Source organism: Rhodococcus baikonurensis, from assembly GCF_040489275.1.
Lineage (GTDB): Bacteria > Actinomycetota > Actinomycetes > Mycobacteriales > Mycobacteriaceae > Rhodococcus_F > Rhodococcus_F baikonurensis.
Genome location: NZ_JBEUOQ010000006.1, coordinates 118154 through 131015, shown reverse-complemented (window position 1 = coordinate 131015; position 12862 = coordinate 118154). Strand labels below are relative to the sequence as shown.

General features: G+C 64.7%; 9 protein-coding genes. All 9 read right to left on the bottom strand.

The window, feature by feature from the left end; all coding sequences use genetic code 11:
* Positions 1–2 precede the first annotated feature (2 nt).
* A complete protein-coding gene (gene ffh / locus ABWI03_RS16110) occupies positions 3–1580 on the bottom strand; it encodes a signal recognition particle protein (protein WP_003942713.1) in 1578 nt (525 codons plus the stop codon).
* 115 nt (positions 1581–1695) lie between these two features.
* The gene (locus tag ABWI03_RS16105) at positions 1696–4203 is read right to left on the bottom strand and encodes a [protein-PII] uridylyltransferase (RefSeq protein ID WP_095969233.1); all 2508 of its coding nucleotides are present in this window, start codon (positions 4201–4203) and stop codon (positions 1696–1698) included.
* Positions 4193–4531: a P-II family nitrogen regulator gene (locus ABWI03_RS16100; protein ID WP_003942772.1), complete on the bottom strand. Its 339-nt coding sequence runs from the start codon at positions 4529–4531 to the stop codon at positions 4193–4195. Before ABWI03_RS16100 ends, ABWI03_RS16105 begins: the two co-directional genes overlap by 11 nt.
* Before the next feature lie 56 nt (positions 4532–4587).
* Positions 4588–5847 (bottom strand): ammonium transporter, encoded by a 1260-nt coding sequence (locus ABWI03_RS16095; RefSeq protein WP_042450902.1) that lies wholly within the window; start codon positions 5845–5847, stop codon positions 4588–4590.
* A 247-nt stretch (positions 5848–6094) separates the two neighbouring features.
* Positions 6095–7525: a signal recognition particle-docking protein FtsY gene (ftsY, locus tag ABWI03_RS16090; RefSeq protein ID WP_298780320.1), complete on the bottom strand. Its 1431-nt coding sequence runs from the start codon at positions 7523–7525 to the stop codon at positions 6095–6097.
* Positions 7526–7567: 42 nt separating this feature from the next.
* Positions 7568–11155 (bottom strand): chromosome segregation protein SMC, encoded by a 3588-nt coding sequence (gene smc, locus ABWI03_RS16085; protein WP_298780323.1) that lies wholly within the window; start codon positions 11153–11155, stop codon positions 7568–7570.
* A gap of 26 nt (positions 11156–11181) precedes the next feature.
* The gene (locus tag ABWI03_RS16080; protein WP_200315347.1) at positions 11182–11466 is read right to left on the bottom strand and encodes an acylphosphatase; all 285 of its coding nucleotides are present in this window, start codon (positions 11464–11466) and stop codon (positions 11182–11184) included.
* Positions 11467–11471: 5 nt separating this feature from the next.
* Positions 11472–12395, bottom strand: coding sequence for an SMP-30/gluconolactonase/LRE family protein (locus ABWI03_RS16075; RefSeq protein WP_298780328.1), 924 nt, complete (start codon positions 12393–12395; stop codon positions 11472–11474).
* On the bottom strand, positions 12395–12847 hold the full coding sequence (locus tag ABWI03_RS16070; protein ID WP_296555437.1) for an OsmC family protein: 453 nt from the start codon (positions 12845–12847) through the stop codon (positions 12395–12397). Before ABWI03_RS16070 ends, ABWI03_RS16075 begins: the two co-directional genes overlap by 1 nt.
* Positions 12848–12862: the final 15 nt, after the last annotated feature.

The following is a 12862-nucleotide window of genomic DNA, read 5'->3' as shown; positions in this document are numbered from 1 at the left end:
GACTACTTCTTGGGCAGCTTGAGCTGGGAGAGATCGATGCCTTCCAGTCCGGGCGGCAACTGATCGAGACCCTTGGGCATGTTCGACAGGTCGGGCATACCGGCCGGCATTCCGCCGGGCATACCCGGGAATCCGCCCATACCGGGGAATCCTCCGCGCATCTTGGGCTGCGTCGGGCCCTTGCCACCCTTTTTGCCCTTCTTACCCTTCTTGCTGCGAACCTGCTTGCGTGCGCCGGGCATGCCCATACGGCCGGCCATGGCAGCCATCATCTTGCGAGCTTCGAAGAAGCGATCCACCAGCTGGTTGACGTCGGAAACCTTGACGCCCGAACCGTTCGCGATACGCAGACGGCGCGAGGCGTTGATGATCTTCGGATCGTCGCGCTCGGCGGGCGTCATACCGCGGATGATTGCCTGAATGCGATCGAGTTGCTTCTCGTCGACGTTGGCAAGCGCGTCCTTCATGCCGCCGGCACCCGGCAACATACCGAGGAGGTTGCCGATCGGGCCCATCTTGCGGACGGCCATCATCTGATCGAGGAAGTCTTCGAGGGTGAGCTGGCCGGAACCGATCTTGGCTGCGGTCGCTTCGGCCTGATCGGCGTCGAAAACCTGCTCGGCCTGCTCGATGAGGCTCAGGACGTCGCCCATGCCGAGGATCCGGCTGGCCATGCGATCGGGGTGGAAGACGTCGAAGTCTTCGAGCTTCTCGCCGGTGGACGCGAAGAGGATCGGCTGGCCGGTGACCTCGCGCACGCTCAGTGCGGCGCCACCGCGGGCATCGCCGTCGAGCTTGGTGAGGACGACGCCGGTGATGCCGACTCCCTCACGGAAAGCGTCGGCAGTGCTGACCGCGTCCTGACCGATCATGGCGTCGAGAACGAAGATGGTCTCGTCCGGGTTGACGGCGTCACGGATACCGGCGGCCTGCGCCATCAACTCCGAGTCGATGCCGAGACGACCGGCGGTGTCGACGATCACGACGTCGTAATGCTTGTTGCGGGCTTCCTCGACACCGGCGCGGGCGACCTCGACGGGGTCGGCTGCGGAAACGCCCAGTGCGTTCTCGCCACCGCCGATGGAGGTGCCGGGATGCGGCGCGAAGACCGCAGCGCCTGCACGCTCACCGACGATCTGGAGCTGAGTGACGGCGCCGGGACGCTGAAGGTCGCAGGCAACGAGAAGGGGTGTGTGCCCCTGATCCTTGAGCCACTTGGCCAACTTTCCGGCCAGCGTGGTCTTACCGGAACCCTGTAGACCGGCCAACATGATGACCGTCGGCGGAGTCTTGGCGAACTGGAGTCGACGGGTTTCGCCGCCGAGAACCTCGACCAGCTCTTCGTTGACGATCTTGACGACCTGCTGCGCCGGGTTCAGTGCACCCGAGACCTCGGCGCCCTTGGCGCGTTCCTTGATCTTGGCGATGAAGCTACGCACTACCGGAAGCGCGACGTCGGCCTCGAGCAGGGCAAGGCGGATCTCGCGGGCCGTAGCGTCGATATCGGCGCCGGACAGACGACCCTTGCCACGCAGATCCTTGAGAGATCCGGTCAATCTGTCGGAAAGGGATTCGAACACCGAGTGCGCTCCTGAAGGTCGTGCGAGTTAGCCGTGGATATTCTCGGGCACCAGCCTAGCCGCTACGCCCGCACCGATCCCAGCCGATGCGGGCGTAACTGCCGAAACCGGTCCGTCAATCCTCTTTCTTCTTCGGTTGTGGCACCGGAACCACCGCCAGCACTGCCTCCTCGACGCGCTCTCGCGCCGCGCGGGTATCCGCCTCACCGAAGTCGAGGCAGAACGCGTCGACCACCGAGGAACCCAACGTGGCGACCTTCGCCCATCGGATGTCGGCACCACTGTGTTCGAGTGCTGCGGCCAGTCGGCAGAGCAGGCCGACGCGGTCCTCGGTACGCAATTCGAGGATCGCGTGACCGTCACCGGGCGCGTCGAACCAGATGACCCGCGGCGGCGCCTGCGAATAGAGCACCGGAACCGCCGAATCCTTGTTGGTCTGGATCGGGTCGTCCCACTGCTCCGCCCGTGCCTCCTCGTCCTTGGCGTCGAGAAGTTCGAGCAGATTCAGCTCGCCGGCCGAAGCGCGGATCAATTCCTGCCTGAGCAACACCGCCTGCGGAGGTGTGCCGAATCTCGGCGTGACGACAAACGAGTTGACCGCCGAACCCGCATGCGACCCCAGCGATGCGGAATGCACCCGCAACGACTGCAGCGCCAGAACTCCGGCAGCCCGAGACAGCAGCCCGGGAGCGTCGGGCGCGATGACCGTCACGACGTAGGTGTGCGGATTCTCGGCCGGCACGAGCGAGACGTGAACCCCGCCCTCCTCGGCGATGGCCAACTGCTCGGGAGCGAGTGGATCGGGTTGTGGGAGGTCCTCCCCCGCCATCAGCAAACGGCATCGACGCACGAGCTCACCGATCAGAGACGACTTCCAGTCGCCCCAGACGCCAGGCCCGGTGGCCAGCGAATCCGCCTCCGCCAACGAATGCAGGAGATCGAGAAGGGTCCCGTCCCCTTCGAGTGCGTCGACCACTCGCTGCACGGTTGCCGGATCGTCGAGGTCGCGACGGGTCGCGGTTTCCGGCAGCAGCAAGTGATAGCGCACCATCGCCGTCAACGTCGCGACGTCGGAAGGCCAGAGTCCCAAGCGATTTCCGATCGCGGTGGCCAATTCGGCGCCGACGACGCTGTGGTCTCCCCCTCGCCCCTTGCCGATGTCGTGGATCAACGCACCGAGCATGAGCAGGTCCGGCCGGGCGACGCGCGTGGTGAATCCGCTTGCATAAGCGGCAGTTTCGACGAGGTGGCGATCCACCGTCCACGTATGGACGGCGTCGCGCGGCGGAAGATCGCGAATGGTGCCCCACTCCGGCAGTAGTCGACCCCAGAGCCCGGTCCGGTCCATCGCCTCGATCACCGGAACGGCACGCGATCCCGAACCGAGCACGACCAGGAGATCGTTGACCGCATTCTTCGGCCACGGCTCGCGCAATTCCGGGGCATTGTCGGCCAGGCGGTTGAGAGTCGACGCGGAGATGGGCATGCCGTTGGTGGCCGCCGCTGCCGCGACCCGCATCACCAGACCGGGATCCTTCTTCGGTCTCGCGTCGCGCGCCAGAACTACTTCGCCGGCATGCTCGACGACGCCCTCGTCCAGTGGCCGCCGCACCGGCGCGCGACGCAGCCGCGACAAACCACGACGGGGCAAGGAGTTTCCGGCGGTACGGATACCGACGTCCACCGAATAGCTGATGGTGCGCGCCGATTCGCTGAGAAGGCGTGCCAGGTCGAATCGATCACCGATCCGCAGCGCCGCACCGATTTCGTCGGCGTCCTGCGCTCGCAGTTGATCGCGAGCGCGACCGGCAACGCGGTGAAGTTCGGTGCGCACGTCGAGCAACCGCCTGTGCGCAAGTGCCAGACCGCCGCCGGGCGAGTTGGGACCCAGCCCCGGCATCCCGTCGGTCAATTGCGCGATGGACAGGGCGTTGAGCAGTTGGACGTCACGCAGTCCGCCACGTCCGCTCTTGAGATCGGGTTCGGCGCGATGGGCGATCTCGCCGCTGCGCTCCCACCTCGTACGGGTCTGGGTGATCAGTTCGTCGAATCGGCTGCGGATGTCCATTCGCCACTGTCGACGGACACCACTGATCAACAGGTTGCTCAGTTCCACATCGCCGGCAATGTGGCGTGCTTCGAGCATTCCGAGTGCCGCCGTCATGTCGGTAGCCGCAACCTGAAGCGCCTGCGGAAGCGTCCGCACGCTGTGGTCGAGTTTGATGTGCGCGTCCCACAGCGGGTACCACAGGCTGTCCGCGACCTGGGCCACGACCGCTGGGTCCATGTCGTCGTGCAGCAAAATCAGATCGAGATCGGAATACGGCAACAGTTCGCGTCGGCCCAGACCACCCACGGCGACGATGGCGAACCCACAATCCGGTTTGATGCCCAGTTCGGTCCCCTTGGTGGTCAACCAGAATTCGTGCAGATCGACCAGTGCATGTCGCAGCGAGGGGGCGTCGAGCCTCCTGTTCTTGACGCCTCCGGTGAGTAGGGCCTTGCGTGCGCGGGCCAGGTCCGCAGCTTCGTCGGATCCCCCTGACGAGACCGGCCCTGGCCCCGTCGCTTTCGCGACGGAACCAGGGCCGAAGTTCTCGGACCCTTTCGGGTCAGAGTGCATCGCCACCGCGTTCCCCGGTGCGAACCCGGATGACCGACTCGACTGGCGAGACCCACACCTTGCCGTCGCCGATCTTGCCGGTTCGAGCGGCCTCGACGATCACCTCGACCACCTTGTCCACGGCCGCGTCGTCGACGACGACCTCCACCCGGACCTTGGGTACGAAGTCCACGGAGTACTCCGCGCCTCGGTACACCTCGGTGTGGCCCTTCTGTCGGCCGTAGCCCTGAACTTCGCTGACTGTCATTCCCAGCACTCCGGCCTGCTCGAGTCCGGTCTTGACGTCCTCGAGCGTGAACGGCTTGACGATTGCTGTGATCAGCTTCATGTGCTCATCCCTTTCCAAACTCTGAAGTGCCTGAATTCACTTTAATCACGTGCTGATCACGCGAGGTCGTATGCGGTCTCTGCGTGTTCGGTCTCATCGATGCCGCGTGCCTCGTCCTCGGCCGAGATTCGCCAGCCCAGGGGCTTGAGTGCGAAGCCGATGATCGTCGTCAGAACGCCGGTGAAGACGAGTGCTGCGAGTGCGATCACGATCTGAACCACCAGTTGCTTGTAGTCGCCGCCGTAGAAGAGGCCGGTTGCGGTGCCGAAGAATCCGATACCGATCGTGCCCCACAGGCCGGAGACGAGGTGAACACCGACGACGTCGAGCGAGTCGTCGAAGCCGAAACGGAACTTCAGGCCGACTGCGAGAGCGGACAGGATGCCGGCAACGGCGCCGAGGAAGATGGAACCGACAGGGTTGAGCGCACCGGCAGCAGGAGTGATGGCGACCAGACCGGCGACCGCACCGGAAGCTGCGCCGAGGCTGGTGGCGTGACCGTCACGAATACGCTCGGTAGCGAGCCAGGCCAGGACTGCGGCACACGTCGCGGTGGTCGTGTTGACCCAGGCGAGACCGGCGTTTCCGTCGGCGGCGAATGCCGAGCCGGCGTTGAAGCCGAACCAACCGAACCAGAGCAGTGCGGCGCCGAGCATCACGAAGGGCAGGTTGTGCGGACGGAAGGCGGTCTTGCCGAAGCCGAGACGCTTGCCGACGATGAGAGCGAGGACCAGACCGGCCATACCCGCGTTGATGTGAACGACTGTGCCACCGGCGAAGTCGATCGGAGCGACGTTGGCGACGGTGACTCCGTCGTCGTTGACCGTGGTGCCGAAGAGCTTTGCCGCGATGCCGTCCTCGGAGCCCGAAAGGAGTCCGCCGCCCCACACCATGTGTGCGAGGGGGAAGTAGACGACGGTGACCCAGATACCCGAGAACAGGAGCCAGGTGCCGAACTTGACTCGCTCGGCCAGGGCGCCACTGATGAGGGCGGTGGTGATGATCGCGAACGTCACCTGGAACGCGATGTCGATGACGTTGGGGTAGCCCCAGGCGCCGGCGATGAAGTTGCCGTCAGCATCGGTGATGCTGTTCTTGAGACCGAAGAACTCGAACGGGTTGGCAAAAATGCCCCCGATGTTCTCGGTGCCGTAGGACATCGACCATCCCCACAGAACGTAGATGACGCCGATGACGGCCATTGCCCCGAAGGACATCATCATCATGTTCAGGACGGACTTGGACCGAGACATCCCGCCGTAGAAGAAAGCGAGGCCGGGTGTCATCAGCAAGACCAGAGATGCAGCCATCAGCATCCATGCGGCGTTACCGGAGTTCGCCAACAAATCGTCGGTACTCACTTACTACCTCCTAGTCGCACGTGCCGGACAGCACGTCGTTAAGGAGAAGAGTGCTGGGCTGGTGTTTCGTCCATGGCGCTGTCGCGTTTCGCAGACGTGAACCAATTGCCCAACTTTGTTGCAAACAGGTTTCGCCAGGGGGTTCTACGCCCCCAGTGCGCCTTTTCGGTGGTTCGCGCTACCGAAAAGGCGCACCGCGGCGTCAGCCCAGCAGGGCGTCGACGAACGCACCCGGCTCGAACGGCGCCAGATCGTCGGCGCCTTCACCGAGACCGACCAACTTCACCGGCACACCCAGTTCATGCTGAACCTGGAAGACGATTCCGCCCTTGGCAGTTCCGTCCAGCTTGGTCAGTACGACGCCGGTGATGTCCACGACCTCCGCGAACACTCGTGCCTGCGCGAGTCCGTTCTGGCCGACCGTCGCATCGAGAACCAGCAGAACGTCGTCGACCGAGGCCTTCTTCTCGATGACCCGCTTGACCTTGCCGAGCTCGTCCATCAGACCGGTCTTGGTGTGAAGGCGGCCGGCGGTGTCGATGAGGACCACGTCGACGCCGTCCGCGATGCCCCGTGAGACCGCGTCGAAGGCAATCGCAGCGGGATCTCCACCCTCCTTGCCACGAACAACTTCAGCGCCGACACGCTCGGCCCACGTCTGGAGCTGATCAGCAGCGGCGGCGCGGAACGTGTCCGCGGCACCGAGCACGACGCGACGACCGTCGGCGACGAGCACGCGAGCCAGCTTGCCGGTTGTGGTGGTCTTTCCCGTCCCGTTGACGCCGACGACGAGCAGAACAGCCGGGTGATCGTCGTGCGGCAAGGCGCGAATGGAGCGGTCCAGCTCGGGACGCAGTTCGGCGATCAACACCTCGCGCAGCAGGGCGCGGGCGGCAGCCTCGGTCCGGACGCTGCGGGCCGCCATCTGCTCACGAAGCTTCGTGACGACCTTCTCCGTTGTCGCGGAGCCGAGGTCCGCGATGAGGAGGGTGTCCTCGACTTCTTCCCACGAATCCTCGTCCAGATCGCCGCCACCGAGCAGACCCAGCAAGCTCTTGCCGACTGCCGACTGCGAGCGAGAGAGGCGCCCGCGCAGTCGGTCCAGCCGACCCTCGGTCGGGTCGATCTCGTCCAGTACGCGCGGTGCTGGCTCGACGGTTTCGGGAACGACGACAGGTTCGGGAACGACAACAGGCTCGGGAACGACAACAGGTTCTTCGACAACCGGTTCTGCTACCGGTGCCTCTTCTACTACCGGCTCCTCGACAACGGCCGGCTTCTCCGCAACAGGTTCTTCGACAACCGGTTCCGCGACAGCTGGTTCCTCGATAACCGGTTCTTCGACGATCGGTTCTTCGACAACCGGCTTTTCGACGACGGGCGGCTTCTCCGCCAACGGAGGTGTCGGAACCACCGGAGGTGGCGCTGTTGCCGTCGACCCCTGACTGAAGTTGAACCCGCCGCCGGCCTTGTAGCCGCCTGACTTGTCCTTCTCGGGGGCGCCGAGCTCCGGCTTCGTCTCGGGCGCCTTCAGCGAAACCTGCCCCTTGCGGTAGCGCAGGAATCCGGCAACGAGAACGACGAGTAGTACGGCCGCTACAGCCGCGATGATGATCCAAGCCTGGGTAGTCACCGGCCCATTGTTTCAGGCTCCGACCCGGAAAGTGAGCAGGGCTTACGTAGAGGCCATGTCTTGACCGCGAAGTCGCTGCGAAATCACGGTGGTGATGCCGTCGCCGCGCATGCTGACGCCGTACAGCGCGTCGGCGATTTCCATCGTCGGTTTCTGGTGGGTGATCACGATCAACTGCGACTTCTCCCGCAATTGTTCGAAGAGTCCGATCAGCCGCCGCAGGTTGGTGTCGTCCAACGCCGCCTCGACCTCGTCCATGACGTAGAACGGGGACGGGCGTGCCCGGAAGATCGCGACCAGCATGGCCACCGCGGTCAACGACTTCTCGCCGCCCGACAGCAACGACAACCGCTTGACCTTCTTCCCGGGCGGACGGGCTTCGACCTCGATGCCTGTGGTGAGCATGTCCGACGGGTCGGTGAGAACCAGTCGTCCTTCTCCCCCGGGAAACAGTTTCTCGAACACGCCCACGAACTCCCGCTCGACGTCGGCATAGGCCTCGGTGAACACCTGCAGAATTCGTGCGTCCACGTCTGCGACCACGGCGAGAAGGTCCTTGCGTGCGGTCTTGACGTCTTCGAGCTGAGTGGAGAGGAAGGTGTACCGCTCCTCGAGCGCTGCGAATTCCTCGAGCGCCAGCGGATTGACCTTGCCGAGGGTGGCGAGGTCCTTCTCCGCCCGCTTGGCGCGCCGTTCCTGAGTCGCACGGTCGTACGGAAGCGGAGCGGGGGCGGTGACCTGCTCCCCGCGCTCCTTGGCCTGCTCGTACTCCTCGATTTCGAGGGCGGTCGGCGGCAGTTCGACGTCGGGTCCGTACTCGGCGATCAGATCGTCGAGGCCGATACCGTACTGATCGAGGATCGACTCCTCGAGTTGTTCGATGCGCAGCGCTGCCTGAGCCTTCGCAACCTCGTCGCGATGGACGGCGTCGGTGAGTGAAGCGAGCTGTCCGGTCAGTGCCCGGACGATCTCGCGGACCTGATCCAGCTTCGCCGTGCACTCGGAGCGTGCCCGAGCCAACTCGTCGCGGTGAGCAAGAGCTGCGGCAACGACGGTCTCGAGTTCGGCCGCCACACGCTGTCCCGATTCGGCGACAGCAGCTGCAACTTCCGCAGCGTGCGCTCTGGCGCGCAGCGCCCGTTCGGCACGAATCCGCGCCTCTCGTTCGGCAGCAGCGGCGCGGCGAAGCGAATCAGCCTTTCCGCGTACGGATTCCGCGCGCTCTTCGGCGGTGCGCACGGCAAGGCGGGCATCCATTTCGACGATGCGTACTTCCGCCAACGCGGCTGCGGCCATTTCACGATCGGCAGCGGTCGATTCCGCGCCGTGCCCCGGTGCGCTGCCGTCGGTTTCGGCGACACGGAGTCGTTCCTCCAGGTCTGCCAGCTTCGTCAGAGACTCACCGCGGCCCTCCTCGGCACGCACTCGCTGGGCGGTCAATCGCTCGGATTCCGCGTGGGCCACGCGCGCGGCTTGCCCCAATCTGCCCAACTGCTCGTAGATGGCGGACATGGCAGCGTCCGATTCGTTGAGCGCGGCCAAGGTCTGCTCCGCGGTCTCGCGTCGAGCAGCCTGTTCGGCCAGCGCGCCGGACAGCGCAGCGTCGAGTTCTTCGGATCGGCTTTCCGTGGCCGTCAACTCCGCCGTTGACGCGTCGATCGCCGCCTGTACCTCCAGCGTGCTCGGTTGCCGATCCGACCCGCCGATCATCCACCCCGGGCCGTGCAGATCGCCGGAACGCGTCACTGCACGAATTCCCTTGTGGTCAGCGACAACTCGAATCGCGTCATCGAGAGTTTCGACGAGGACGACGCCATCGAGGATTGCGGTCAATCCGGCACGCAACTCGTCAGGGCAGTCGATGACGTCGACGGCATGACGGCTGCCCGGTGCGATCTCGCTCTCGCGTTCGATCGCCGGTTCACCGCTCACGATCAGTGACGCACGCCCACCGTCCTGAGCGGCCAGTGCCCCGACAGCCGAGCGAGCCGAATCCAACGACTGCGCAACGACGGCGTCCGCTGCCGGCCCCATCGCGGCAGCGATTGCAATTTCGTAGCCGGGTTCGACGTGAATCAATCCGACAAGCGAGGTAATGCCGTCGCCGCGCCGGTGTTCGAGCAGCCAGCCGCCACCGTCCTTGCGCTGCAAGCCCATCGACAGCGCTTCGATTCGCGCACGGAGCGAAGCGATGCGTTGCCCGCTCGTCTTTTCTTCCTCGCGAAGTTCTTCGACGCGTGCGTCGATCATCTCGAGAGCTTCGACTGCCCGTTCATGATTGGTGTCGAGGCCGACTTCACCGGCGTCGAGGTCCCCGATGCTTTCCTGCACCGTGTCGAACTCGGCTTGTGCGGCATCCCCACGCAGACGGGCCTCGTCGATCGCCTCGGTCAGTCGAGAAACTTCCGCGTCGACGGATTCGACGCGGGTACGCAGAGTGTCGACCTGGCCGGAGAGTCGAGCAAGTCCTTCACGGCGGTCGGCGACGGCACGAACTTCCGCCATGTGCGCCCGTTCCGCTTCTGCTGCAGCATCTTCGGTGGCTGCCAGCTGGTCCCGAGCAGCTTCCGCCGCCGCTCGCGCGATTTCTACGCCTTCGAGGAGTTCGGCCTCCTCGGCCGCAAGACGTTCGGCTCGCGCTTCCATCTCTTCCGGGTCCTGGCCGCGGTTGCCGACGGGTTCGGAGTCGAGATGGCGTGCACGCTCGCGGGCGATGCGCACGGTGGCGTTGACTCGTTCGGCAAGCGCAGAGAGCTGGAACCAACTCTGCGCGGCGGCTTCCGATCCCGGAGTCAGTCGAGCGAGAGCTTGCTCCTGACGCCCGAGTTCGAGGTTGGCCTCGTCGAGCGCGGCCGCCACCTGGTTGTGCTGTTCACGGGCCGCTTTCTCGTCCTGCGCCTGGTCGTTCAGTTGAATTCGACGGGTCACCAAGTCGTCAGCGGCCAGCCGCATCTTTGCATCACGCAGGTCAGCCTGGACCGTCTGTGCTCGCCGAGCAACCTCGGCTTGGCGTCCCAGCGGTTTGAGTTGCCGACGCAGTTCCGCGGTGAGGTCACTGAGTCGAGCGAGATTGGCCTGCATGGAATCGAGCTTGCGCACCGCTTTTTCCTTGCGGCGGCGATGTTTGAGGACTCCCGCGGCTTCTTCGATGAAGGCGCGTCGATCCTCGGGGCGGGATTCGAGGATCGCGGCGAGCCGTCCCTGCCCGACGATGACATGCATTTCGCGGCCGATACCCGAGTCGCTGAGCAGTTCCTGGACGTCCATCAGGCGGCAGGACGAACCATTGATCTCGTACTCCCCCGCGCCGTCGCGGAACATGCGGCGCGTGATCGACACCTCGGAGTACTCGATCGGGAGCGCGCCGTCGGCGTTGTCGATGGTCAGGGTCACTTCGGCGCGGCCCAGCGGTGCTCGACCGGAGGTGCCGGCAAAGATGACGTCTTCCATCTTGCCGCCGCGCAGGGCTTTCGCGCCCTGCTCGCCCATCACCCAGGTCAACGCATCGACGACGTTGGATTTACCCGAGCCGTTCGGGCCGACGACACAGGTGATCCCCGGCTCGAACCGAAGAGTCGTTGCCGACGCAAAGGATTTGAATCCCTTGAGTGTCAGACTCTTGAGGTGCATGGGGGGAAACTTTACCGCCAAACAGGTCAGCGTTCGACGAACCCTGTCAGGTCACCCCTTGCGGGGTCCCAGCTGTCGACCACGAGATCCACCGAGCCCGGGGTGGTTCCCGAGCGCAGCAACTCCAACAAACGCTCGAGCTGCGTGCGTTCGCCTTCTGCCACGACGAGCACTCGACCGTCGCGTTGGTTCGACGCATATCCGATCAATCCGAGTTCGAGAGCGCGAGCCCTGGTCCACCAGCGAAACCCGACGCCTTGAACGTATCCGTGAACCCACGCCGTCAGTCGCACAGGCGGTGTCTCAGTCATGACATTCAGCCCGCCACACGTTCGAGACGGTGAACCTCACCCAGGAATCCGGTGGTGTAGAGCGAGTTGGGATCCCAGCCCGGGCCGGCGCCGAACTTCACCGCGGACGTGAACGGAAGACCTGAGGCGATCTCACACGAAGATCCCGAATTCGGATCGACGCGAACAACTTTGCCGCCGGCATTGAATGCGACGTACAGCGCGCCGTCCGGTCCGACGGTCAGATCGTCCGCCATGTTTGCCGGACCGAATCCGGGGAGCGTGATCGTTCGCACCGGCCCGCTCAGATCGTCTGCGTCGAGGACGTGGACGGCAGTCACCATGTCGAAGGTCGTCGTCACGTAGATCGTCGAACCGGAGCGTGCGAGGCCGTCGACGGTGCCGAGGTCTTCACGAACGATCGAACTCGTTCCGTCACCGTTGACGACCGTGAGCCCCGGCCTGGTGAGTGTGCGAGCAGTGAGGAAGCGGTTATCGTCCAGCGACACAAGCCCGTTCGGCATCACCAGTCCGTCGGCAATCGTTGTCACCGATCCGTCTGCCACGTCGACCTTGCGGAGGTTGCCGTCGGCGATTCCGAACAGCCCCGAGACAGTCGAGTTGCCCGTGGTGAAGTACACGGAACCGTCACGCGCGACCAGTCCGCCAGGCCCTGTGACGTCACCGACCAAAGGTGTCCGTGTTCCGTCCGGCGCCACTTTCAGCAGTGCACCCGGCCCGATCAGTGCGGACTGCGACAACACCATCGATCCGTTTCCGTCGAACTCGAGATTCTCGAGCATGCCCGCACCACTCGTCACGACGCTCGACGTCCACGAACCGCAACCTCCGGGTGAGCCGCCGGCCGGCACCGAGGCCTGCGCCGGAGCACTCACCGCCACAACGGAACCCAGTGCGATCGCAGCGACAACGCTGCCCGCGCGGAACATCAGGCTTCCGTGTCGAACGACAGTGTGACCTTGGTTCCGGCCTTGAGAGTGCGCCCGACCGTGCACACCTTGTCGACGGAACGCTCGACGAGAGTGATGAGGCGCTGCTGCGCTTCGGCATCCAACTCGCTGAGGTCGAGTTCGAGAACCTCGTCGAGCTGCGGATAGACCTCGTTCTCACGATCGGCGGCACCGGACACTCGGACCGTCGCGTCGTAGTTGTCACCGAGGCGGCGAGAGATCGGGAAGTCGGAGCTCATACCGGTGCAGGCAGCCAGAGCGATCTTGAGAAGTTCCCCGGGTGTGAACACTCCTGGCACCGATTCGGAGCCGATGAGAACCTCTGCGCCACGCGAACTCTTGCCGGTGTAGAGGCGGGTTCCGGTGCGCTCGACCCAGAGTTCCGTGTGAGCCGGGGCGGTTGCAGCGTTGTCAGCAGTCTGTTCAGCCATGACGCAATCTTGCCA

Excerpts from the sequence above, each read along its gene's own strand:
- ABWI03_RS16105 (WP_095969233.1), bottom strand. The coding sequence starts at position 4,203 with ATGCACTCTGACCCGAAAGGGTCCGAGAACTTCGGCCCTGGTTCCGTC.
- ABWI03_RS16100 (WP_003942772.1), bottom strand. The coding sequence starts at position 4,531 with ATGAAGCTGATCACAGCAATCGTCAAGCCGTTCACGCTCGAGGACGTC.
- ABWI03_RS16095 (WP_042450902.1), bottom strand. The coding sequence starts at position 5,847 with ATGCTGATGGCTGCATCTCTGGTCTTGCTGATGACACCCGGCCTCGCT.
- smc (WP_298780323.1), bottom strand. The coding sequence starts at position 11,155 with ATGCACCTCAAGAGTCTGACACTCAAGGGATTCAAATCCTTTGCGTCG.
- ABWI03_RS16080 (WP_200315347.1), bottom strand. The coding sequence starts at position 11,466 with ATGACTGAGACACCGCCTGTGCGACTGACGGCGTGGGTTCACGGATAC.
- ABWI03_RS16075 (WP_298780328.1), bottom strand. The coding sequence starts at position 12,395 with ATGTTCCGCGCGGGCAGCGTTGTCGCTGCGATCGCACTGGGTTCCGTT.
- ABWI03_RS16070 (WP_296555437.1), bottom strand. The coding sequence starts at position 12,847 with ATGGCTGAACAGACTGCTGACAACGCTGCAACCGCCCCGGCTCACACG.